We start from the raw sequence: 23,919 nt of genomic DNA, 5'->3' as shown, positions 1-23,919 counted from the left end.
TATGGACGCAGGCAGTGAGAAGATCTGGTACTACATGAAAAATGATGGGTCCAGGGATAAGTATGGGCCGTATTCTGACAAGGAGCTTTCCAATTTGATTTCCAAGGGAATTCTGGATGGGAATGACTGGATCTGGATGCCGGATTTGTCACAGTGGATGAAGATCGGCAATACGATTTATTCGTTCTATCTGACGGAAAGCAGCGAGTTTGAAAACGACTTTAATATCTGATATCATCAAGGAAACCGTTGAACGGAACGGGTACCTGCATGTCTGGCATGGAAGCGAAGGCGGTATGGTGGAAGCGCCGCATGTCTGCGTGATGGGGAGTGCATCCGCGAGGGCAGATCTGAATGCAGTAGGGTCTGACGTATGCCGCGTTATGGCTTTGAGCAGAATGAAAAGTGGAACCGCGCGAGGCGTCTTTTTAAAGAAAGACGCCTTTTTTGAAAAGGGAGGATAGTATGATTCGACTGTATAATACGCGTACATTGCAGATTGAGGATTTCAAGCCAATTCATGAAGGTCATGTGGATATGTATGTCTGCGGCCCGACGGTATATAACTATGCACACATTGGCAATGCCAGACCGATGATTGTGTTTGATGTTCTTAAGAGGCTGTTTGAGGCAGAGGGGTATACGGTGACCTATGTTTCCAACTTTACGGATGTGGATGACAAGATCATCAATAAGGCTGCCCAGGAAGGTACGACTGAGGCTGTCATTGCCCAGCGCTATATTGATGCGTATCAGGATGTCAGAAAGCAATTGAATACGGAACTTCCTGATATTACGCCAAGAGTGACCCAGACAATGGATCAGATCATTTCCTTCATTGACGGTCTGGTCAAGAGCGGCCATGCCTATGAGGTCAATGGGGATGTTTACTTCAGCGTGGATTCGGATCCGAAGTATGGTGAGATTTCCCACCAGAAGCTGGATCAGCTGGAGGCAGGTGCTTCTGAGCGTGTGGATGAAACCGGTGATGGCAAGCGCAACCCATATGACTTTGCTTTGTGGAAAAAGACGGACAAAGGCATCCAGTGGGATTCGCCATGGGGCAAGGGCAGACCTGGATGGCATACAGAATGTGTTGTCATGATTAACAACAATCTTGGTGAGAGGATTGATATTCATGGCGGCGGCATGGATCTGAAATTCCCGCATCATGAAAATGAGGCGGCTCAGCAGGAAGCCATGCATCATAACTGCCTGGCGAATTACTGGATTCACAACGCGATGGTCAACATCAATGGTGAAAAGATGTCCAAGTCTCTTGGCAATACACTGTGGGCAAAGGATGTCATTGCCCAGCTTGGCACCAATCTGACCAGATGGCTTGTATCCAGTGTGCATTACCGCAAAGAGCTCAACTTCTCGGATGAGACGGTTGAAACAGCCCGCAAGGAGCTTGACAAGGTCATGAAGCCGCTGCATCAGGCCGATATCAAGGCACAGCTGGCTGGCTATGCCGGCACCGATGCCTTTGATGAGGCATCGTGGCGTGCCTTCCTAGACTGCATGGATGATGACATGAACACACCGAATGCCTATGCTGTGATCTTTGATACGGTCAAGAAGATCAACCAGCTGCTGCGTACAAAGGATGTCAGCTGGGAAGAGGTTGGCAGGTATCGCAACAGTGTGGCCAAGATGCTGGATGTGCTTGGCATTGTAGTGGAAAAGCCGGTTGTGACAGAAGATGACAAGGCGTTGTTTGCCGCCTGGAACAAGGCCAAGGCTGAAAAGAACTGGGATGCTGCAGATGCGGCCAGAAAACAGCTGATGGAAAAGGGACTGCTTTGATGAATCCGGAACTTTGTTCAGGCCGCACACTGGCGTTCCTGGGTGATGCGGTATGGTCACTGTATGTACGCCGCTGGCTGATCGAAAAGGGTGAAGGCAGAGGCAAGACGCTGCAGAGGCTGAGTGTTTCTTATGTCTCGGCCAAGGCACAGTGCCGCTTCTATGAAACACTCCATGCAAAGAACTTCTTTGACGAAGAAGAGGAAGGCTGGTTCCGGCGGGGCCGCAACGGGTTTACCGGCAGCGTGCCGAAACATACCGATGTACAGATCTATAAAATATCCACTGGCTTTGAGGCACTGCTTGGCGGTCTTGAACTGGCGGGAAAAGAAGAGCGGATCCGGGAGATCTTTGATGCCGTGACTGCGATGGAGGAAAAGCAATGACACAGTATATATATGGAAGAAACACTGTCCATCAGATTCTGGAAGATGGCGGCCGTGCCAAAGTGATTTATCTTTCCTCTCCGGATGACAAGGCGGAAAAGCTGGCAGCAATGCGGCACATTCCTGTGAAGCAGGTCGATAAGAAAACCATGGCTAAGATGGTCCACAGTGATCATCACCAGGGTATCTGTGCAGAGATTGCACCATATCAGACATACAGTGTGGATAACCTGATTGAACATGTGGAAGACGGCAGGGGACTGCTGATCATGCTGGATGAGCTAGAAGATCCTCATAATCTTGGCGCAATTCTGCGTACCGCGGATGCGGTTGGCGCGGATGGTGTCATTTTCAAGAAAAATAATGCAGTCGGCCTGACGCCGGCAGCTGCCAAGGTGTCTGCCGGTGCCATTGATACCGTGAAGTGTGCCTGTGTGACAAACCTGTCCCGCACATGTGAAGATCTCAAGAAAAAGGGCTGGTGGATTGTCGGTGCCGACATGGATGGTCAGGATTACCGCGCCCTGCATTATGATGTGAATACAGTGCTTGTCATCGGTAATGAGGGTAAGGGGATTTCCCGCCTGTTATCAAAGCAGTGCGACTACATTGTGTCTTTGCCGATGGTGGGGAAGATCACATCACTGAATGCCAGTGTATCCGCTGGGATTCTGATGTATGAGATCTTCAGTAAGCGCCATCCTCTGTAATTCTCCACAATTGTTGAAAAATGCCGGTCATTCTGACGGACAATATGGCGACAAGACAAGAACGCTTCCTGCTGAATCCTGTGACACAATACAGGAAACAGGGGGCGTTTTATATGAGAGACAATCCGTATGAGCTGATGTATATGAACAGGATGGGAGACGGCTATGCCCAGCGCGCTTTATATGAGCAGTTTCACAATCTGATCGGTTACTGCGTCAATCGTTTTCCACACTGGTATGCACAGCGGTATGAAGATGAAATGTTTGCACTGGGACTAAGGGCATTGCAGGAGGCTGTCAATACGTACCGTTTTGACCGGCAGGCATCCCTGGCAACCTTTGCGGCCCGGGTAATCACCCACCGGCTGAGCAAGTTTGTCAAATCTCTGCAGAATGTGCAGATGGAGACTGTCAGTCTGGATGCGATTCTCAATGGACGTGAGAATTTCAGCGGGCATGAATGCATTGGTGAACCGGCGGGGATGAAAGAGCCGGAGTATGCTCTGCACTATGAGCAGGCCCTGGCCAGTCTGGCTGAGAGTGTACGGCAGATGAGTGTGAAAGAGAAGCGGGTGATGGCCTGCTGGCAGAGGAGTCTGACGTATGCGCAGGGTGCGCAGCTGCTTGGCATGACGGGCAAGGCGTATGACTGTACGCTGCAGAGGGTGCGTTCAAAAGTCAGAAATGCCGTTAAATAAAGGCCATTGACGCCGAAAAAAACAGCGTATAGAATAATAAGGCATTTGAAGGAGTTTTTGTTATGGCTAAAGATGACAAGATCATCCTGGCATGCGAGGTCTGTCTGTCCCGCAATTATACGACGAATAAGTCGCGCAAAGGCAATGGCAAGCGGCTGGAGCTGATGAAGTACTGCCCAAAGTGTGGAAAGAAGACTCTGCATAAGGAAACAAAGTAGGAGGTTTCCAATGGCAAAAGAAGAAAAGAAAGCCAAGGCACAGGCGAAGGCTGAGGAAAAAGCCAGACGCAAGGCTGAGAAGAAGAATAAAGCACCGAAGGACCATTGGTTTACGATCCGCGGCATCCGCAAGGAGGCCAAGCGTGTTGTGTGGCCGCACTGGCGTTCTTCTGACCGCGGTGAGGGTATCTGGCAGAATACAGGTGAGGTTGTGATTTTCACTGCATTCTTTGCACTGTTCTTTGTTCTGTGCAATTACGTCATTACGATTCTGTTAAAGCTGATTGGAATTGGAGCATAACATGACTGAGAAGAAGACTGACAAAAAAGATGTAAGCGCAGCTGTGGATGATGAGCATCAGAAGCGCTGGTATGTAGTCAATACATATTCCGGCCATGAGAACAGGGTCAAGGATAATCTGGAGAAGCGTGTGGAATCCATGGGCATTCAGGATTCTCTGTTCCGGATTGTTGTGGCCGAGGAACCTGAGATTGAGATCAAGAACGGCAAGCAGGTTGAGAAGATGCACAACATGTTTCCGGGCTATGTGTTTGTTGAGATGAAGATGACAGATGAAGCCTGGTATGTTGTCCGTAATACACCGGGTGTTACCGGATTTATTGGCTCTTCCGGCGGCGGTGCCAAGCCGTTCCCGGTTGCACCGGATGAGATGGAATCAATCCTGAGAAGAATGGGCAAGTCTGATAAGAAGGTGGATGTTAACTTTGGCATTGGTGACAGAGTCAGAATCCTGACTGGTCCGTTCTCTGGCATGGAGGGCAAGGTTTCTTCCATGAATGATCAGACGCAGGTTGCCAATGTGCTGACGATGCTGTTTGGCCGTGAGACACCGACGGATATCAACTATACAGATCTGGAAAAGATTAATGACTGAGGAGTGCTTCGGCACTCTTTTTATTGACGCATCAGATAAACAAGGGTAATATATTTCAGCACATGTTTTTTGTGTGTGCATGCGTGGGAGGGTGAAGCAGACACCCGATAACCACTGCATGTGGAAAATACAGGAGGAAAACCACATGGCAAAGAAAATTGCAAAGATTTCAAAGCTGCAGTTCCCTGCCGGCGGTGCTAAACCGGGTCCAGCTCTGGCTGCTGCCGGTATTAACATGCCGAAGTTCTGCACAGAATTCAACGACAAAACAAAGGATAGAAAGGGCGATATCGTTCCTGTCATCATTACTGCATATGAAGACAAGAGCTTTGATTTCGTTCTGAAGACTACTCCGGCTGCTGTTCTTCTGCTGAAGGCTGCTGGCGTCAAGAAGGGCTCCGGTACACCGAAGACTGTCAAGGCTGGCAAGATCACAAAGGATCAGCTGAAGGAGATTGCGGAGTACAAGATGCCGGATCTCAACGCCAATGATGTTGAGGCTGCAATGAAGATTGTGGCTGGCACAGCCCGCAACATGGGTATTGAAGTAGAAGGAATGGAGGACTGACTCAGATGGCAGGCAAGAAGTATAAGGCAGCTAAAGAGCTGGTAGATTCCAATAAGCAGTACCCGTATGCTGAGGCAGTTGCCCTGGCTAAGAAGACAAATACAGCTAAGTTTGATGCAACGGTTGAAGTCAGCTTCTCGCTGAATGTTGATCCGCGTCAGGCTGATCAGAACATCAGAGGCGCTATGGTGCTGCCGAATGGTACTGGCAGAAGCCAGAGAGTTCTGGTTGTTACCCAGGGTGCCAAGGCTGAAGAGGCTAAGAATGCTGGTGCTGATATTGTCGGTGCAGCAGATGTCCTTGAGAAGATCAAGGGCGGCTGGATGGACTTTGATGTCATCGTTGCTACCCCGGATATGATGGGTCAGCTGGGCCGTCTTGGTAAGATCCTTGGTCCGCGCGGCCTGATGCCGAACCCTAAGACAGGTACTGTGACAATGAACATTGCCAGTGCTGTTGAAGAGATCAAGAAAGGTAAGGTTACATACCGTGTCGATAAGGACGGCAATGTGAACTGCCTGATCGGCAAGTGCAGCTTCTCTGAGGATGCACTGGCTGCCAACTACAAAGCTCTCTATGATCAGATCGTCAAGGTAAAGCCGACATCTGTCAAGGGCGCTTATATCAAGGGCATCACGGTTTCTACAACGATGGGTCCTGGTATCAAGGTAGCTGCTGAATAAGTAAGCACACAGGAAGTCAGTCTGATGGCTGGCTTCTTTTTTTCGTTTGCTATAATAGAAGCAGAGGTGAAAATGATGCTGAATACGGATAGAGTCAATCGTGTTTTGAATAAGCTGCAGCAGGATGCCCTGCTGGTGATGGATCCTTATGCCATCGATTATCTGTGTGGAAAACATTTTGAGCCGGGTGAAAGATTCCTTGGCCTGCTGTTGCGCAAAGATAAAGAGCCGGTGCTCTATGTCAATGCCCTGTTCCGCTTTGATGATGATCTGGGCTTACGCAAAGTCTATTATGATGATACCGATGATGTCACTGCGATGCTGAGAAAGGATCTGGATCCTAACCAGAGTCTTGGTGTGGATAAGATCATGCCGGCCAGATTCCTGCTGCCATTGATGGAGCAGAAAGCAGCGTCAAGCTTTGCATTGGGATCATTGGCTGTAGATCAGACCCGTGCGGTCAAAGACAGACGTGAGATTGAGCTGATGCGGGCATCTTCCCATGTGAATGATCTTGCTATGGAACAGTTCAAGAAGCTGATTCACGAAGGCGTAACAGAAGTGGAAGTTGCTGATCAGATGCTTGCCATCTACAAGAAGCTTGGTGCTTCCGGCTATTCCTTTGATCCGATTGTGGCCTTTGGCGATAATGCAGCAGATCCACATCATATGCCGGATGACACTGTGCTGGAAGAGGGCGACATCGTCCTGTTTGATGTTGGCTGCGTGGTCAACGGATATTGCTCTGATATGACAAGAACATTCTTCTATAAACAGTATCCGGACAAGGAAGCGGAGAAGGTCTACAACCTTGTCAGAGAAGCCAATGAACAAAGTGAAGAGATGCTGAAACCAGGCGTGGAGATTGCTTCGGTTGACAAGAAGGCACGCGATATCATCACCAATGGCGGCTATGGTGAAGACTTTACCCACAGACTGGGCCACTTCATCGGCCTGCAGGACCATGAGTACGGTGATGTTTCCAGCACGAACCACAATCTGGAAGAGGCTGGCATGATTCATTCTATTGAGCCGGGTATCTATCATCCTGGCATTGCCGGTGTCAGAATTGAAGACCTTGTTTTGATTACAGAAGATGGCCATGAGGTATTGAATCACTATCCGCATGATATTGAAGTGATTGGATGATATCAGACAACAAAAGCTCCGAAAACGGAGCTTTTTAGGTGGATTACTGTACTGATTCGTTTCTGATCATACCTGTATCTGTCTCCTGACACCAGTCAGCTAACAGCTGCAGGTATTTTTCTGTATACTCCGCAAAGACCATATGCCTTGTATTGGCAAACAATTCCCATCTGGCATAGGGCAGATGATCATACATGGTTTTTGCAATCAATGGCGTACACAGATCATCTGTTCCACTGATGATCAGACAGGGTACTTTGATTTCACACAGTTTGTCGGTCACATCAAAATTCTTCAGGGTGCCCTGCGGTGTGAGCTCATTAGTTCCCCAGGCAGTCATATAGGATTCTGTGCCGCTTCTCTTCTTTCTCCGCAGGCATTCCGGATCATTGTCTTTGATATCTGCACAGTGCAGCTTCATATAGCGGGCGATGGCTTTCTGTGCCATTTCGTCCTGCCAGTTTCCGGTTTCTTCGGCTTTCGTGATGGCATCCTGCTCTTCTTTTGTCATATATTTCAGCATGTGGCGCTGTTCTCTGCCCCAAAGCTGTGAACTGGAAAGCGTGGAAGAAAGAATCAGTGACTGCAGGCCCTGCGGCTGCTGCAGCGCATACGCTAATGCAAGCATACCGCCCCAGGACTGGCCAAGCAGATGAAATCTGGTCAGATGCAGTGATTTGATCACATTGTCCAGCTCTTCCATCCATGTGGATAACGTCCAGAGCTCTGGATGATGATCCACATAGCTGTTTCCGCATCCCAGCTGGTCATAGCTGATCACAGGACGTTGTGCAGACAGGGGATCAAGTACTTCGAAATAATTGTGGGTGCTGCCAGGGCCGCCATGTAATAAAAGGATCGGCACACTGTCCTGATCATCTTCTTTTATAATGCGCACATAGGTCTGATATTCACGGAACGGGATGTATTTTTCCTCAATCATGGCTGTTCTCCTTATGTTGGAATGGTTTGTAGTGCTGCATGCACATGGTGATGAACTCTGCCAGCATGTCGGTGAATGAATCATTCTGATTCGTAAATCCGGCAAGCTCCATTGCTTTGATGGTTAATGGTGATGCCTGGGTATGGGCATACAGGCCGCTGCTTTCATATAAGAAGGTCAGAAACATCTGCTGGATCTGTTTCTGGCTTAAAGAAGGACACTGCTTTTTCAACAGTGCATAGACGGGGGCACGGTCTTCTCTGACCTGCTTTTTAAAGGCAGTCAGTGCTTCCAGAGAAACATTCTGCTCAATGATCTGGGCAAGGATGCTTTGATAGTGTATAAAGTCCAGATGATGGAAGAAGATCTCTGCCATCTTTGCACCGAAAAGGGCGGGATCGCACGGCACGATGCCCTCCAGGCTCTGCATTTCCTGGATACAGTCTTTTTCTTTTTGCAGGTACAGCTGCAGAAAGATCTCTTCTTTTGTTTTGACATAGCGGTACAGGTTGGCCCGGGAAGATCCAAGATCCCTGGCAATGGTGGACAGTGTGATCGATTGATACGGCATCTTGTGAAACTGTGCGTCGGCAACTTCCATGACCGCACTCATACGGATTTCCTTCTGCTCTTTTGTACGCGCTCTGATGAATTCTTCTGACATGGTTTTCTCCGGTGATATTGTAACATATGTTTTGCGTAAATAACATGTTGTCGCTTATTGACAAATGACAACATGTCACTTATATTGATGCTGTGAGGTAAAACCATGAAAAAAGTCAGGCTGAACAATGGTATGGAAATGCCGCGCATAGGATTGGGCGTGTTTCAGGTAGACGGCAACACTTGTGAGAAAGCCGTTTCCAATGCACTTGCCCTGGGCTATCGGCACATTGACAGTGCGCATCATTATTTCAATGAAGCGGCGGTTGGCAAAGCAGTACGGGAAAGCAGCGCAGCCCGCAGTGAGATCTGGGTGACAAGCAAGATCTGGCCGAATGAATATGAAGATGAAACAGCAGTTGACCGCATGCTGGATCGTTTTGGCCTGGATTATCTGGATCTTGTGATTCTGCATCAGCAGGTTGGCAATTATCTGGCTGGGTATCACAATCTGGAGAAGGCGTATGAAGCTGGTAAGATCAGAGCCATCGGCCTCTCCAACTTTGAAAGTGAGCGGCTTGAGGATGTGCTTTCTCATGCCGAGGTAAAACCGCAGATTCTGCAGGTGGAATGCCATCCTTACTTTCAGCAGTGGGATCTGCAGAAGAGGATTGACCCGTATGGCATGAAAATGGAATGCTGGTATCCGCTGGGACATGGTGATGCCGGGCTGCTCAATGAACCTGTCCTTGTTTCTATTGCAGAGAAGTATCACAAGAGCACTGCCCAGATCATTCTGAAATGGCATGTGATGGAAGGACGTATTCCGCTGCCAAAATCAACCAATCCGGTGCATCAGAAAGAAAACATTGATCTGTTTGACTTTACGCTGACGGACGGGGAAATAAAGCAAATCGAGGCTCTTGACTGCGGCAGGAGATACTGGCATATGACACTTGCCCAGCAGGAAGAGAAGTTTCTGAATATTCATCTGGATTAAGAAAGTAAAAAGGAGGACGTGATGATGAAAGTTGGCATGATTGGTTTAGGCAATATGGGAATGCCTATGGCAGAAAGACTGCTGGACAAATTTGGTGATCTGATGGTGTATAACCGCACTGCTTCCAAATGTGCACCGCTGTGTAAAAAGGGTGCTGTGCAGGTGAAAAGTGCCGGCGATCTGGCTGCCAGGTGTGATGTGGTTGTGATGTCTCTGGCTGGTCCGGCGGCTGTTTCGGCAGTGATGAAAGAGGTGCTTTCTGATGGACATGAAGGCTTGTGTGTGCTCGATACATCGACGATTTCTCCGGAACTTTCCCGGGAAATGGCAGCTGCTGCAGATGAGAAAAACATGCACTATATCGACTGTCCGGTATCCGGCGGACCTGCTGGTACTGCCAGAGGAACACTGTCGATCATGATCGGCTGTGAAGAAGAACCATTTGTCAGTCATGGCTGGAAAGAGGTGACCGATGCCTTTGCAAAGACTTACTTCTTCATGAAGAAGCCTGGCATGGGAAGTGCTATCAAACTGATTAATAATTTCATGGCATTCTCTGCACAGGTGATCAATGGAGAAGGCCTTACCATGGCAGATGCCCTCGGTATTTCTCCAGAGGATTTCTATGCCGTGACGACGGCTTCTTCTGGCAATAATATGATTCTGAAAGCAAAGATGAACAAGGTACTTTCAGGGGACAGAAAGCCGGGCTTTGCGACGGATCTTGTCGTGAAAGATCTGGAACTTGCGGATGATTTGTGCCATGATGCAAAGGTACCTGCCATCATGTTAAACAATGCATTGCAGATGTACAGGCTTGGCCAGGCAAAGGGCTATGGAAGCGATGATTCTTCTGCGGTGATTGGCATGATCCGGCAGCTGAGAAAGAAGGAAAACTGAGGATGAAGGTATTGATGATCAATGGTTCCCCCCACCAGCATGGCTGTGTGGACAGAGCTCTGCAGGAAGTTGGCATGGCATTGAAGCAGGATGGTGTTGACAGTGAGATTTTCTGGATTGGAAACAAGGATATTCGCGGCTGTATTGCCTGCAATCAGTGTCAAAGACTTGGACACTGTGTCTTTGATGATGCAGTAAATGAGGCTGCAAAGAAGTTTGAAGCTGCGGATGGGTTGATCATCGGCACACCGGTGTACTATGCTTCGGCCAATGGCACCGCAGTATCCTTCATGGACAGACTGTTCTACAGTACCCCTTTTGACAAGCGCTTCAAGGTTGGCGCGTCGGTTGTCTCTGCCCGGCGGGCAGGTACCACAGCCACCTTTGACCAGATGAACAAGTACTTCACGATTGCTGAGATGCCGGTTGTGTCCTCCAGCTATTGGAACATGGTTCATGGCTTTACGGCAGAGGATGTCGAAAAGGATCTGGAGGGCCTGCAGGTAATGCGTGTGCTGGGGCATAATATGGCATTCATGGTCAAGGCAATTGCGGATGCGAAGCAGAAGTATGGCCTGCCGGCGGTGGAAAAGCACATTTTTACGAATTTCATCGATTAAATCTAGTGGAAATGCATGTCCTGACATGCATTTTTTATGTTTTCGCATTGACAGGTTCTCCAGGACAAAGTAATATTTACAGGCGTTATCAAATACCATAGACAGTAACTGCGGAAGCTTAATTTGTTACCGAGGTAAAAAGGATATGTACTTTTTGGCCCTCGCTTTCGCGTGGGCTTTATTTATGAGTAGGCGATAACACGGAAATATGGAGGTGAAGAGATGAATCAGGATGTATTGAAGTCCAAGCAGAGCGTTGTCAGCGAAATCGAAGACAAGTTCAAGAATTCCTCTTCTGCCGTCGTTGCGGAGTATCGCGGACTCAGTGTTGCTGAGGTTACCGAACTGCGCAGAGCCCTGCGTGCTGAGGGTGTTGAGATGAAAGTCTATAAGAACACTCTGGCTGCCAAGGCTGCTGAAAACGTCGGTTATGGAGATCTCAAGGATTCTCTGACTGGTCCGAATGCGCTGGCATTTGGTTCTGATGAGACTGCTGCTGCGCGTGTCATGGCAAAGTTTGCCAAGAAACACAAGGCTCTGGTTCTCAAAGGAGGCGTTGTAGAGGGCAAGGTCGTTGATGATAAGACTGTTGCTGCGCTGTCTGCACTGCCGAACCGCGAAGGCATGCTGTCTATGCTGCTTTCCGTACTGAATGCGCCGGTTTCTTCATTCGCTCGTGTCGTTAAGGCTGTTGCGGATCAGAAGAATGAAGGTGCGCCTGCAGAAGAAGCAGGATCTAATGAAAAGGCTGCTGAAGAGGCAGCTGCCTAAGGAAGAGGAGGAAAATAATCCATGGCAAAGTTAACACAGGAAGATATTCTTGCATATCTTGATGAAGCTACTATTCTCGAGCTCAATGATCTGGTTAAGGCAATCGAAGACAAGTATGGCGTAACTGCTGCTGCTCCTGTTGCTGCAGCTGCTGCTCCGGCTGAGGACGCTGCTGATGCTGCTCCGAAGAACGTTACTGTTGTTCTGACAAGCTTCGGCGACAAGAAGGTTGCTGTTATCAAGGCAGTCCGTGAGATCACAGGTCTGGGTCTGGTTGATGCCAAGAAGCTGGTTGATGCTGTACCGTCTGAGCTGAAGAAGGATGTTCCGGCTGACGAAGCTGAGAAGATCAAGGCTACTCTGACAGATGCAGGCGCAACTGTCGAACTGAAGTAAGAGCACCACAATTTCTGAAAAGCTTTACGCTTTTCGGCCCAGGAGTATCGATATAAGTGACACACTATTTCACTGACAACCGAAATCTCAAAGAAAACCGGAAGGAGCACTCTTTCCGGTTTTCGGGCCATTTATACACATTTGTCACTGACAACGGCGTCTTTTCCAAAACCGGCGTTGACTATGGCACACTCGTCCTGCTTGAAAGCTGTGAACATGAAGATCTTCATGGTGAGATCCTTGATATGGGATGCGGGTACGGCGCAATTGGAATTGTCCTGAAGGGACAGTTTCCTTCTGCGCATGTCACCTGTGCCGATGTCAATCCACGGGCATGCGAGCTGACCGTGCTCAACGCAGAAAAAAATGAACTGCCGGTATCAGTACTTGTTTCCGATGGCTATGCGGCCGTAGAAGGCTCTTTCGATGCCATCGTGACAAATCCCCCGATCCGGGCGGGCAAGAAAGTGATTTATCCCATGTTTGAAGATGCCTTTGCACATCTGTATGCAGGCGGGATCTTTCTGGCTGTCATACGGCGGGCGCAGGGTGCAGAAAGTGCCCAGAAAAAGCTTCTCTCTGTGTTCGGCAATTGTGAGATCATCAGCCGTGACCGGGGCTACTGGGTGTTGAAGTGTATGAAAAATTGACAAGTTGAATGTGTAATGTTAATATAGTAAACTGCAAAAGAATCCAAATTGGGTAAGGGGTAAAACTACCCTTTTTGGCGTTACGAGATGCGTGTGAAAGGATGGCGTACATGGAGAATAAGCAAACATACCACGTTGTGCAGTACGGCAAGAAAGCATCCCGCAGGGATTATTCAAAAGTAAGCAGCGGTCTGGATCTTCCGGATTTAACGGAAATTCAGACAAAGTCTTTTGACTGGTTTCTGAAGGAAGGCATCAGGGAGGTATTTGACGATATCTACCCCATCAGCAACTATGCCGGCAACATCCGTCTGAAGTTCCTGGACTATGAGTTCGGTGAACCGAAATATTCGATCAGCGAGTGCAAATACCGTGAGGTGAACTACAGTGCTCAGCTGAAGGCCAAGATGGAACTGGAGATCATGGACAATGAGACCGGTGAAGTCATGACCAAGTGGGAGGAAGTCTTCCTCGGTGATTTCCCGATGATGACTCCGACCGGCACTTTTATCATCAACGGCGCAGAACGTGTTATCGTTTCGCAGATTGTCCGTTCCCCGGGTGCTTACTTTGATATTGTTTCAGAGGAGAGAACCGGCCGTGATACGTATACATGCGAGCTGATTCCGAGCCGCGGCACCTGGCTGGAATTCATGTCTGATGACAAGAAGGCAGCCCTGGGCAGAATCATGAATGTGTCCATTGACCGCCGCCGTAAGATTCTCAGCACCATCCTGTTCAAGGCGATCGGCATGGCCCTGGATCCGGAGAAGGGTGAGGATACCCATGATACAACTGCCATGGAGAAGTTCCTGCAGGCCATGAACTTCGAGGTTCATAAGGACGTTGTTGTACCGGAAGAACCGCGTGATCTGCAGAACGACTATATGCTGCTGTATACTTCCGTCTTCGGTGACTATGAAGAAGTGAAGAATACACTGGCTGCGGATAAGACCAATACCAAAAACGAAGCTCTGCTTTCGGTTTATGAAAATCAGCGTGCTGATGAAATTGCGACTATCGATGGTTCATTGAACCTGATGGATGCCAAGTTCTTTGATTACCGCCGCTATGATCTGACCAAGGCAGGACGCTACAAGGTCAGAAAGAAGCTGAACATTCTGGACCGTATGGAAGGTCATGAGCTTGTTGAAGATCTGATCGGTGCCGATGGTACACTGCTGTGGCCGAAGGACAAGCTGATTGACAAGGAAGCACGCAATCAGCTGCGTGATGAGATCAACAAGGGCATCAACTGCCGTGCTCTGCCGTTCACCCATAGATTCTCTCATCCGGTGACTGCTGTGATGAGCACAGAATGGAAGAACGCACTGGTAGGCAGAATCCTGGCCGTTGACCTGGATGGCAGCAGCGAGGAAACACAGCTGGATGCCGGTACTGTTCTGAGTGAGAAGAACGTGGCAGATCTTGCCAAAGAGTTCAAGGAAGTCACTGTCTGGACAGGCGTCTATGGTCAGGCTGCGAAGCTGACCAATGCCAATGTCAATGCCGTGCTGGATCTTGGTTCCCGCATGTATGTCATTGGCCGTCTGACTGAAAATGGCACAGATGTCCTGGATAAGGATGGCGAACTGGTCGCTGACCGCTACATTCCGGATGAAGCACCGCTGAAGCTGACAACAGCCCAGAAGGATTACATCCAGAAGAAGGTCATGGCTGGTGAAGAGATTTCTGTATGGCTGGTTGGCGCCTGCGTACAGGAAGTTGAGGTCAAGGCTGAAGATGGTCATGCTGTGAAGCTGATCGGTATTGATCCGCTCAACCAGAAGCACACAATTACGATGAGTGATATGTATGCACTGTACAACTATGAGCTGACAATGCTGGATGGTATCGGTACACAGGATGATATCGATATGCTGTCCAACCGTCGTATCCGTACAGTCGGAGAGCTGATCCAGAACCAGTTCCGTATCGGTCTTTCCCGTATGGAGAGAGTCGTCAAGGAAAGAATGTCCATTGCCGAGGCTGGCAGCCTGACCCCGAAGCAGCTGACCAATATCCGTCCGCTGACAGCAGCGATCAAGGAGTTCTTCTCTTCTTCCCAGCTGTCTCAGTTCATGGATCAGGAAAACCCGCTGGCTATGCTTTCCAACAAGCGCCGTATTTCCGCTCTTGGTCCGGGCGGTCTGACCCGTGAAAGAGCAGGCTTCGAAGTCCGTGATATTCACAACTCTCATTATGGCCGTATCTGCCCGATTGAGACACCTGAAGGACCGAACATTGGTCTGATTTCCTACCTGACATCCTATGCCAAGGTGAATGAGTACGGCTTTATCGAGACACCTTACCGCAAGGTCATTGATGGCAAGGTTACCGATGATATCAAGTACATGGCTGTGGACGAGGAGTATGATCACATCATTGCTCAGGCCAACGAGATCAAGGACGGCCACCTGGCTGGTGACAAGGTTGTTGCCAGAATCAAGGGTGAAACTGTGATGGTGGATGCCTCTACAGTTGACTATGCCGACGTTTCGCCGCGCCAGATTGTATCTGTTGCGACGGCCTGCGTGCCTTTCCTGGAAAACGATGACTGCACACGTGCCCTGATGGGTGCCAACATGCAGCGTCAGGCTGTTCCGCTGCTCAATCCGCACAGCGCCTATGTCGGTACTGGCATGGAATATGCCATTGCCCATGACTCCGGTGCTGCCTGTGTCGCAACTGCCCCTGGTGTTGTTTCCTTCGTGGATGCCACCAAGGTTGTTGTCACTGAGGAAGACGGACATGAACATACGTATGAGCTGGTCAAGTACCAGCGCTCCAACTCTTCTACCTGCCTGAACCAGAAGCCGATTGTCTGGGATGGTGAGAAGGTAGACAAGGGTGATATCCTGGCCGATGGTCCGTCTATGTACAATGGCGAGCTGGCTCTTGGTCAGAACGTGCTGGTTGCCTTCATGACATGGCATGGCTACAACTATGAGGATGCCATCATCATGTCAGAGAGAATGCAGTACGATGATGTCTACACATCTGTTCATATCGAGGAATACGATATCGAATGCCGTGAGACCAAGCTTGGTCCGGAAGAGATTACCCGTGATATCCCGAACGTTGCCGAAGCTGCCTGCCGCAATCTGGATGGCAGAGGCATTGTCATGGTTGGCGCCGACGTCAAGGAAGGCGACATCCTGGTTGGCAAGGTGACGCCGAAGGGACAGTCTGAAGTATCTCCGGAAGAGAAGCTGCTGCTGGCCATCTTTGGTGAGAAGTCCCGTGAAGTGCGTGACAATTCCCTGAAGGTGCCGCATGGCGGGGCTGGTACTGTCCACAGCGTGAGAGTATTCAAGCGCAAGGATAACCATGAACTGCCGCCGGGAGTCAATGAGGTCGTCAAGGTCTACATCGTGCAGAAACGTAAGATTTCTGAAGGTGATAAGATGGCTGGCCGTCATGGCAACAAGGGTGTCATTTCCCGCATCAATCCGGTTGAGGATATGCCGTACATGGAGGATGGTACCCCGATCGATATCATGCTGAACCCGTTCGGCGTGCCTTCCCGTATGAATATCGGACAGGTGCTTGAGCTGCATCTTGGCATGGCAGCCAGAAAGCTGAATGTCAAGTTTGCAACACCGGTCTTCGATGGTGTTTCCAACGAGGATCTCCGTGACATTATGAAAGAAGCCAATGTTTCCCCGGATGGCAAGTACGTTCTGTATGATGGCCAGACAGGTGAGGCATTTGATGAAAGAATTGCAGTCGGCGTGATGTACATGATCAAGCTGGCTCACATGGTCGATGATAAGCTCCATGCCCGTGCAACCGGACCTTACTCTCTGGTAACACAGCAGCCGTTGGGCGGCAAGGCCCAGAACGGCGGCCAGAGATTTGGTGAAATGGAAGTCTGGGCTCTGGAAGCATATGGTGCTGCCCATGTTCTGCAGGAAATCCTGACCGTGAAGTCTGATGATATCATGGGCCGTACAAAGACCTATGAAGCAATTGTCAAGGGACAGGATCTGCCTGAGCCGGGCATTCCGGAATCCTTCCGTGTCATGGTTCATGAACTGCAGGCTCTGGCTCTGGATGTCAGAATGCTGGATGACGATGGCAATGAGATGGATCTGAAGCAGATGGAGCAGGAAGAGCTGCGTGAAGAGACAACACTCGACATGAGCCGCCAGAACATCGTCAACGATGCGGCGGAGAATGGCGATCTGACCATCCGTGACCACATTGATGAAGAGGACGCTCCGGAAGCTGCCATTGTCGGCTTTGGCGATGATGACGATGAAAGCGGAGACGATAAGGAGGGCGAGTAATGAATATCAACAATTTCACAGCCTTTAAAGTAGGACTCGCATCACCTGAGAAGATTCGTGAATGGTCTTATGGCGAAGTCAAGAAGCCTGAGACAATCAACTACCGTTCCCAGAAGCCGGAGCGTGACGGCTTGTTCTGTGAGCGTATCTTTGGTCCGACCAAGGACTGGGAATGTGCCTGCGGCAAGTACAAGAAGATCCGCTATCAGGGTGTGGTCTGCGACCGCTGTGGTGTTGAAGTTACCAAGTCCAGTGTGCGCCGTGAACGTATGGGTCACATTGAACTGGCTGCCCCGGTTGCCCACATCTGGTATCTGCGCGGCATTCCGAGCCGCATGTCCCTGCTGCTGAACGTACCGCCGAAGCAGCTGGAAGAAGTTGTTTACTTTGTGTCCTGGATCGTAACTGATCCGGGTGATACAGGCCTGGCTTACAAGCAGATTCTTTCTGAGAAGGAATTCCGTGAGAATACAGCCATTTATGGACCGGGCAGCTTCACTGCTGCTACCGGTGCTGAGGCTGTCAAGACGCTGCTGGAACAGGTAGATCTGCAGGCTGAGTATGATGGCATCATGAAGGAACTGGATGGTGCCAAAGGTGACAAGCGCAAGAAGCTGATCAAGCGTCTGGAAACAGTGGAAGCATTCATGACCTCTGGCAATAAGCCGGAGTGGATGGTGCTGACTGTTCTGCCGGTTATTCCGCCGGATTTAAGACCGATGCTGCAGCTGGATGGCGGCCGTTTTGCAACAAGTGATCTGAACGATCTCTACCGCCGTGTCATCACCCGTAACAACCGTCTGAAGAAGCTGCTGGAACTTGGCACACCTGCCATCATTGTCCAGAACGAAAAGAGAATGCTGCAGGAGTCGGTCGATGCTTTGATCGATAACGGCAGACGTTCCAAGCCGGTCACTGGTGCCGGCGGCCGTGCTCTGAAGTCTTTGTCCCATGCCCTCAAGGGTAAGCAGGGACGTTTCCGTCAGAACCTGCTCGGCAAGCGTGTTGACTTCTCCGGCCGTTCCGTTATCGCCATCGGCCCGTACCTGAAGATGTGGCAGTGCGGTCTGCCGAAGGAAATGGCAATCAACCTGTACAAGCCGTTCGTGATCAACGAACTGGTTAACCAGAACATTGCCTCCAACCCGAAGACTGCTGAAAAGCTCATTGCCAGACTGGATCCGCGTGTCTGGGATGTTGTTGAAAAGGTCATTGCAGACCACCCGGTATTCCTGAACCGTGCACCGACACTGCACAGACTTGGTATTCAGGCATTCTTCCCGATCCTGGTTGAAGGACGTGCAATCCGTGTCCATCCGCTGGTCTGCCCGGCATTCAACGCCGACTTCGATGGTGACCAGATGGCTGTCCATCTCCCGCTTGGTGAGATGGCAAGAGCTGAGACGGAAGTTCTCATGCTTGGTTCCAATAACATTCTGGGCCCGAAGGATGGTAAACCGATCGTTACACCTGGACAGGACCTCGTGCTTGGCAACTTCTATCTGAACATGGAAGAAACCGCACAGGAGTTCTATAACAAGGCAGATGCCCTGGAGAACCTTGGCGAAAAGAGCGAGGCTGCCAGATGGAGAAGATATGGTGACAATGAAGGCCATGTCTTCAAGGATCCCAATGAAGTTCTGATGGCGTATCAGACTGGTGTTGTGCATCTGCACAGCCGTATTGCCCTGCCGGCAAAGACTGTTGGCAAGACATGCTTCACAGAGCATCAGAATGAATGCTATCTGCTGACATCTGTCGGCAAGATCATCTTCAACAGTGTCTTCCCGTCGGATTTCCCGTATTTGAATGAAACAAATGCAGCTAATCTGAAGGTGACGCCGGATGATGACTTTGTACCGATGGGCACTGATATTACCAAGGAATTTGCCTCTAGAAGAATTCATGGTGAGTTCAAGAAGAAGGACCTTGGCAATCTGATCGCTGCTGTGTTTGACAAGTATAAGACACACGGTACATCCGATATCCTCGACTCTCTGAAGGATATGGGCTATCTGTACTCTACTGTTGCCGGTATGACCGTTGCCCTGAGTGACATCAAGGTTGCACCGCACAAGGAAGAAATGGTTGAAGAAGGCCGTAAGAAGGCTGATGAGCTCAATCGTTTAAGAGACAGAGGCCTGCTGACCATGCAGGAGTGGGACCGTGCTTATCAGGAACTGTGGGCTGCTGTCAAGGATAAAGTCGGTGATACGCTGATGGCATCTCTGCCGCGTATGAACCCGATCAACATGATGGCTGTCTCTGGTGCCCGTGGCAACAAGAACCACTTCACCCAGCTGGCTGGTATGCGTGGTCTGATGGCCCGTCCTACCCAGTCCAAGAGTAAGAAGGAATATCAGCCTTCCATCATCGAAGTCCCGATTACATCGTGCTTCCGTGAAGGCATGAGCGTATCCGAATTCTTCATTTCCACCCATGGTGTCCGTAAGGGACTTACCGATACCGCTTTGAAGACCGCTGAATCTGGTTATCTGACAAGACGTCTGGTCGATGTTGCCCAGGAAGTCATCATTTCCGAGGACGACTGCGGTACCGACAAGGCATACCTGGTAGAAGATATCATCGATCAGAAGAACAACTCCGTGATCGAAAAGTTCTATGATCGTATCGTCGGCCGTTATACACAGCAGCCGATCACCGATCCTAAGACAGGTGAAGTGATTGTAGATGCAGACCAGTACATCACAGATGAACTGGCGCAGAAGTGTGTGGATGCGGGCGTCAAGCAGGCATACATCCGTAATGTCTTCACATGCGAAGCTGCCAATGGTATCTGCCGCAAGTGCTATGGCAAGAACATGGCTACCGGCAACCTGGTCGAAGAGGGAGAAGCTGTTGGTATCATGGCTGCCCAGGCGATTGGTGAACCTGGTACGCAGCTGACCATGCGTAACTTCCATACCGGCGGTGTTGCGACCCAGAATGGTGATATCACACAGGGTCTTCCGCGTGTCGAGGAATTGTTCGAAGCACGTACACCGAAGGGTGTTGCGGTGATCTCCAAGATTGACGGTGTCGTTTCCGACATCCGTGAACAGGATAACCACACGGGTATGATCGTCACTGTAACAGGTGAAAAGGAAAGCATTGAGCATAAGTGCGACCTGACGCAGGTCATTCGTCCATGGATCAAGGTTGGCACCAAGGTCAAGGCTGGTGAAAAGCTGACAGAAGGTCAGATTGCACCGAAGGAACTGCTGGAAGTTGCTGGTGTCAGAGCTGTTCAGGAGTACATCCTCAAGGAAGTCAAGAAGGTTTACTCTGCACAGTCCATCGATATCTCTGATAAGCATCTGGAAGTCATGATCCGTCAGATGCTCAAGAAGGTCATTGTGCTCGAAGGCAATGATTCCGGTCTGTCTGCAGGCCAGACACTGTCTCTTGCACATATGAATGCCATCAATGAAAAGCTGCTGGATGAAGGCAAGACACCGGCCAAGTTCGGCCCGATTCTGCTTGGTATTTCCAAGTCTGCCGTCGAAACCGATTCCTTCCTGTCCGCATGCTCGTTCCAGGAGACAACCAGAGTGCTGACCGATGCTGCTGTACGCGGTAAGGTTGACCATCTGCAGGGCCTGAAGGAGAATGTCATCATTGGCAAGCTCATTCCGGCTGGTACTGGCCGTGACTTTGACCGTGAGACAACACGCCGCATCAAGGCACGTGCTGCCCAGCTCAAGGCTGCCCGTGAGGAAAGAAATGCCGAAGTTGCTGCAAACAATGTGCAGAAGCTGCCGGATGATATCCTCAATACAGGTACAGAAGAAGACGATAGCAAGGCTTCTGAAGCTGAATAATCATCAAAGAGACCTTTGGATGAAAGTCATTTCATCCGGAGGCCTTTTTTTATCGGCAGGATATTGTTGAAAAATACAAACTTTGTACTCAAACTTACTCTGTATTATAATTGGCAGGAAAAGGGGTAAGTGAATATGTGTGGAATTGTAGGATACATTGGGAATCAGCAGGCAGCTCCTATTCTGCTGGATGGCCTGGCAAGACTCGAATACCGCGGCTATGACTCAGCTGGTCTGGCTGTCAGAGATCATGAAAAAGATGTTGAGATCGTCAAAGCAAAGGGCAGACTGAAGGTTCTGGCTGAAAAAACAAATGATGGCAAGGCCTTAATCGGCACCTGCGGCATCGGCCATACCAGATGGGCTACCCATGGGGAACCAAGTGAGCTCAATGCCCATCCGCACTGTTCCGATGACCATAATGTCGTTGGTGTGCACAATGGCATCATTGAGAACTATCAGGAACTGAAGGAAAAGCTGATGCGCCATGACTACAGATTCTATTCGGATACCGATACAGAAGTGGCGATCAAGCTGATTGATTACTATATCAAGAAGTACAACGAAGGTCCTGTGGATGCACTGGCACGGGCGATGATCCGGATCCGGGGCACCTATGCGCTGGCTGTGATGTTCCATGACTATCCGGATGAGATTTACTGTGCCAGAAAGGATGCACCGCTGATCATTGGTACGGTTGGGGATGAAAGCTTCCTGGCATCGGATGTGACTGCCATCATCAATCATACACGCACCGTTTATTACATTGGCAACCAGCAGATTGCAAAGCTTGGTAAGGGTACAGTTACCTTCTATGACATTGACCGTGAAGAAACACAGGTGGAGCCTTCACAAGTGAAGTGGGATGCCCAGGCTGCAGAAAGAGGCGGCTTTGAGCATTTCATGATCAAAGAGATCCATGAACAGCCAAAGGCAGTCAGAGATACACTGAATTCTTTGATCAAAGAAGGTAAGATTGACCTGAGCGAGCAGGGCCTTGATGAGAAGACACTGGCGAAATACAAGCATATTGAGATCGTTGCCTGTGGTTCTGCGTACCATGTTGGTGCAGCCAGCCAGTATGTCATTGAAGATCTTGCCAGAATTCCGGTCCGGATTGAGCTGGCATCCGAGTTCCGCTACCGCAATCCGATTCTGGATCCCACGAATACCTTAGTCATCATTGTTTCCCAGTCTGGTGAAACAGCAGATTCTCTGGCTGCACTGCGTGAAGCCAAGCAGCTTGGCGCAGATACCCTTGGCATTGTGAATGTGGTTGGCTCTTCGATTGCAAGAGAAGCAGACCATGTGCTGTATACACTGGCTGGTCCGGAGATTGCCGTGGCAACGACCAAGGCGTACAGTGCCCAGCTGGTAGCAATGTATGTCATTGCCATCGCCCTTGCCAAGGTGAATGGCAAGATTGATGAGGATCAGGAAGCAGAACTGATCAGTGAACTGCAGCAGCTTCCGGAGAAGATTGGCAAGATTCTGGAAGATAAGGAGAGAATCCAGTGGTTTGCGGCCAAGTATGCCAATGCCCATGATGTGTTCTTTATCGGCAGAGGCCTGGATTATGCGATCAGTATGGAAGGCTCCCTCAAGCTCAAGGAGATCAGCTACATTCATTCTGAGGCATATGCTGCAGGTGAATTAAAGCACGGCACGATCTCACTGATCGAAGACGGCACCCTTGTCATTGGCGTCTGCACACAGCAGAAACTGTTTGAAAAGACAGTTTCCAACATGGTAGAAGTCAAGTCCAGAGGCGCTTATCTGATGGGCGTGACAACCTATGGCAACTATGCCATTGAGGACACTGCCGACTTCACTGTGTATATTCCAAGAACTGATGAGCACTTCACAACATCACTGGCCATTGTGCCGCTGCAGCTGCTGGCATACTACCTCAGTGTGGCAAAGGGCCTGAATGTGGATAAACCCAGAAACCTGGCCAAGAGTGTTACCGTAGAGTAAGATCATAAACCAAGAGATACAGCAAGGGCACATGGTCCATCAGGACTGTGTGCCTTTTCATGTGGAAGATGGATCACAGCTAATAACGAATGATGAAAACCAGCTGGTACAACTACATGGGAATCATCTGATCCTCATGGAAATTCGGGCTCTGGCTGATATCTGGGTTCCTGACACCACTAAAAGTCGATAATTGCATGAGTTGAAAATTCACCGGCAATGAATGCAGGTTTAACCTGCCCGGCTGCCTGATAGAAACCGATGCGCATTCACGGATCTGAATGGGCATGTGATCTGTAAATACAGAATACATGCAGCATTGTAATGGGCTGGATCAGCTGAAAACCTTAATGCAGAAACAGCAAAATTTTCCCATCTTGAAAATCATATATCCAGGACACAGAAGTTTCTGAATATTTCGGAAGGCGAAAGGATGCGAATCTTACAAAAAGCATGCATAAATGCTATGTTTTCCTTTACATTGGCGTGAATTAGTGCTATCTTACAAATGCTCACAAAAGAAGTACTTCTGATAAAGATCATGAGTTTCCAATAACTTCTGAAAAAACAGTTGACACTTCTTGTGTGCAGCAGTACTATTAACAAGCTGCTTCTGAGAAGGAAGCGAGCGCAGATCTTTGAAAACTGAACAGAAAGATTAGAACACAAACAACGTCAATGAGTTTATAAGAAATCCTGATTGTAAGTAATCAGGTGAGCACAAGTCAAATGAAGAGTTTGATCCTGGCTCAGGATAAACGCTGGCGGCGTGCCTAATACATGCAAGTCGAACGAGGAAGACCCAGCTTGCTGGGTTGACCGAGTGGCG

22 protein-coding genes, 1 rRNA gene and 1 other annotated feature are annotated in these 23,919 nt (G+C 49.5%); of the genes, 21 read left to right on the top strand and 2 right to left on the bottom strand.

What is annotated here, in order from left to right:
- Position 1 precedes the first annotated feature (1 nt).
- The 11 genes from DHU66_RS03535 to DHU66_RS03485 all read left to right on the top strand — a co-directional run bounded on the left by DHU66_RS03535 (position 2) and on the right by DHU66_RS03485 (position 7,117).
- Positions 2-232 (top strand): DUF4339 domain-containing protein, encoded by a 231-nt coding sequence (locus DHU66_RS03535; protein ID WP_108774525.1) that lies wholly within the window; start codon positions 2-4, stop codon positions 230-232.
- 233 nt (positions 233-465) lie between these two features.
- Positions 466-1,809 carry a cysteine--tRNA ligase gene (cysS, locus tag DHU66_RS03530; RefSeq protein ID WP_209451732.1) on the top strand — a complete coding sequence of 448 codons (1,344 nt, stop codon included), beginning with the start codon at positions 466-468 and terminating at the stop codon, positions 1,807-1,809.
- Entirely contained in the window at positions 1,809-2,195 is a 387-nt protein-coding gene (locus tag DHU66_RS03525; RefSeq protein WP_108774524.1) for a Mini-ribonuclease 3, read from the top strand. The genes cysS and DHU66_RS03525 overlap by 1 nt, the downstream gene beginning before the upstream one ends.
- Positions 2,192-2,905, top strand: a complete 714-nt coding sequence (gene rlmB / locus DHU66_RS03520; protein ID WP_108774523.1) for a 23S rRNA (guanosine(2251)-2'-O)-methyltransferase RlmB — start codon at positions 2,192-2,194, stop codon at positions 2,903-2,905. The genes DHU66_RS03525 and rlmB overlap by 4 nt, the downstream gene beginning before the upstream one ends.
- A gap of 113 nt (positions 2,906-3,018) precedes the next feature.
- The gene (locus tag DHU66_RS03515; RefSeq protein WP_108774522.1) at positions 3,019-3,603 is read left to right on the top strand and encodes a hypothetical protein; all 585 of its coding nucleotides are present in this window, start codon (positions 3,019-3,021) and stop codon (positions 3,601-3,603) included.
- A 62-nt stretch (positions 3,604-3,665) separates the two neighbouring features.
- Positions 3,666-3,821 carry a 50S ribosomal protein L33 gene (rpmG, locus tag DHU66_RS03510; RefSeq protein ID WP_108774521.1) on the top strand — a complete coding sequence of 52 codons (156 nt, stop codon included), beginning with the start codon at positions 3,666-3,668 and terminating at the stop codon, positions 3,819-3,821.
- Positions 3,822-3,831: 10 nt separating this feature from the next.
- The gene (locus tag DHU66_RS03505; protein WP_108774520.1) at positions 3,832-4,122 is read left to right on the top strand and encodes a preprotein translocase subunit SecE; all 291 of its coding nucleotides are present in this window, start codon (positions 3,832-3,834) and stop codon (positions 4,120-4,122) included.
- 1 nt (position 4,123) lies between these two features.
- The gene (gene nusG / locus DHU66_RS03500; RefSeq protein ID WP_108774519.1) at positions 4,124-4,717 is read left to right on the top strand and encodes a transcription termination/antitermination protein NusG; all 594 of its coding nucleotides are present in this window, start codon (positions 4,124-4,126) and stop codon (positions 4,715-4,717) included.
- Between the two features lie 145 nt (positions 4,718-4,862).
- A complete protein-coding gene (rplK, locus tag DHU66_RS03495) occupies positions 4,863-5,285 on the top strand; it encodes a 50S ribosomal protein L11 (protein WP_108774518.1) in 423 nt (140 codons plus the stop codon).
- A 5-nt stretch (positions 5,286-5,290) separates the two neighbouring features.
- Positions 5,291-5,968: a 50S ribosomal protein L1 gene (rplA, locus tag DHU66_RS03490; protein ID WP_108774517.1), complete on the top strand. Its 678-nt coding sequence runs from the start codon at positions 5,291-5,293 to the stop codon at positions 5,966-5,968.
- Positions 5,969-6,040: 72 nt separating this feature from the next.
- Positions 6,041-7,117, top strand: a complete 1,077-nt coding sequence (locus DHU66_RS03485) for a M24 family metallopeptidase (protein WP_245309369.1) — start codon at positions 6,041-6,043, stop codon at positions 7,115-7,117.
- Between the two features lie 43 nt (positions 7,118-7,160).
- Here DHU66_RS03485 and pepI read toward each other — a convergent pair whose 3' ends face one another.
- Positions 7,161-8,060: a proline iminopeptidase gene (gene pepI / locus DHU66_RS03480; protein ID WP_108774516.1), complete on the bottom strand. Its 900-nt coding sequence runs from the start codon at positions 8,058-8,060 to the stop codon at positions 7,161-7,163.
- On the bottom strand, positions 8,053-8,724 hold the full coding sequence (locus tag DHU66_RS03475) for a TetR/AcrR family transcriptional regulator (protein ID WP_108774515.1): 672 nt from the start codon (positions 8,722-8,724) through the stop codon (positions 8,053-8,055). The genes pepI and DHU66_RS03475 overlap by 8 nt, the downstream gene beginning before the upstream one ends.
- Before the next feature lie 105 nt (positions 8,725-8,829).
- Here DHU66_RS03475 and DHU66_RS03470 point away from each other — a divergent pair, with 105 nt between their 5' ends.
- The 10 genes from DHU66_RS03470 to DHU66_RS03425 form a co-directional block, all read left to right on the top strand.
- Positions 8,830-9,663 carry an aldo/keto reductase gene (locus DHU66_RS03470; protein WP_108774514.1) on the top strand — a complete coding sequence of 278 codons (834 nt, stop codon included), beginning with the start codon at positions 8,830-8,832 and terminating at the stop codon, positions 9,661-9,663.
- A 21-nt stretch (positions 9,664-9,684) separates the two neighbouring features.
- Positions 9,685-10,563 carry an NAD(P)-dependent oxidoreductase gene (locus DHU66_RS03465; protein WP_108774513.1) on the top strand — a complete coding sequence of 293 codons (879 nt, stop codon included), beginning with the start codon at positions 9,685-9,687 and terminating at the stop codon, positions 10,561-10,563.
- A gap of 2 nt (positions 10,564-10,565) precedes the next feature.
- Positions 10,566-11,183: a flavodoxin family protein gene (locus tag DHU66_RS03460; protein WP_108774512.1), complete on the top strand. Its 618-nt coding sequence runs from the start codon at positions 10,566-10,568 to the stop codon at positions 11,181-11,183.
- A 77-nt stretch (positions 11,184-11,260) separates the two neighbouring features.
- Positions 11,261-11,375, top strand: a sequence feature (ribosomal protein L10 leader region).
- A 30-nt stretch (positions 11,376-11,405) separates the two neighbouring features.
- Positions 11,406-11,954 (top strand): 50S ribosomal protein L10, encoded by a 549-nt coding sequence (gene rplJ, locus DHU66_RS03455; protein ID WP_108774511.1) that lies wholly within the window; start codon positions 11,406-11,408, stop codon positions 11,952-11,954.
- A 21-nt stretch (positions 11,955-11,975) separates the two neighbouring features.
- Positions 11,976-12,350 carry a 50S ribosomal protein L7/L12 gene (gene rplL, locus DHU66_RS03450; RefSeq protein ID WP_108774510.1) on the top strand — a complete coding sequence of 125 codons (375 nt, stop codon included), beginning with the start codon at positions 11,976-11,978 and terminating at the stop codon, positions 12,348-12,350.
- A 56-nt stretch (positions 12,351-12,406) separates the two neighbouring features.
- Positions 12,407-13,000, top strand: coding sequence for a class I SAM-dependent methyltransferase (locus DHU66_RS03445; protein WP_108774509.1), 594 nt, complete (start codon positions 12,407-12,409; stop codon positions 12,998-13,000).
- A gap of 110 nt (positions 13,001-13,110) precedes the next feature.
- Positions 13,111-17,292: a DNA-directed RNA polymerase subunit beta gene (gene rpoB / locus DHU66_RS03440; RefSeq protein WP_108774508.1), complete on the top strand. Its 4,182-nt coding sequence runs from the start codon at positions 13,111-13,113 to the stop codon at positions 17,290-17,292.
- Positions 17,292-21,113 carry a DNA-directed RNA polymerase subunit beta' gene (gene rpoC / locus DHU66_RS03435; protein WP_108774507.1) on the top strand — a complete coding sequence of 1,274 codons (3,822 nt, stop codon included), beginning with the start codon at positions 17,292-17,294 and terminating at the stop codon, positions 21,111-21,113. The genes rpoB and rpoC overlap by 1 nt, the downstream gene beginning before the upstream one ends.
- A gap of 135 nt (positions 21,114-21,248) precedes the next feature.
- A complete protein-coding gene (gene glmS, locus DHU66_RS03430; protein ID WP_108774506.1) occupies positions 21,249-23,090 on the top strand; it encodes a glutamine--fructose-6-phosphate transaminase (isomerizing) in 1,842 nt (613 codons plus the stop codon).
- A 726-nt stretch (positions 23,091-23,816) separates the two neighbouring features.
- Positions 23,817-23,919 (top strand): 16S ribosomal RNA (locus DHU66_RS03425); the annotation flags it as partial.

This window comes from Lactimicrobium massiliense, assembly GCF_900343155.1.
In the GTDB taxonomy this organism is placed as follows: Bacteria; Bacillota_I; Bacilli_A; order Erysipelotrichales; family Erysipelotrichaceae; genus Bulleidia; species Bulleidia massiliensis.
This window is presented reverse-complemented; position numbering and strand designations above follow the sequence as displayed.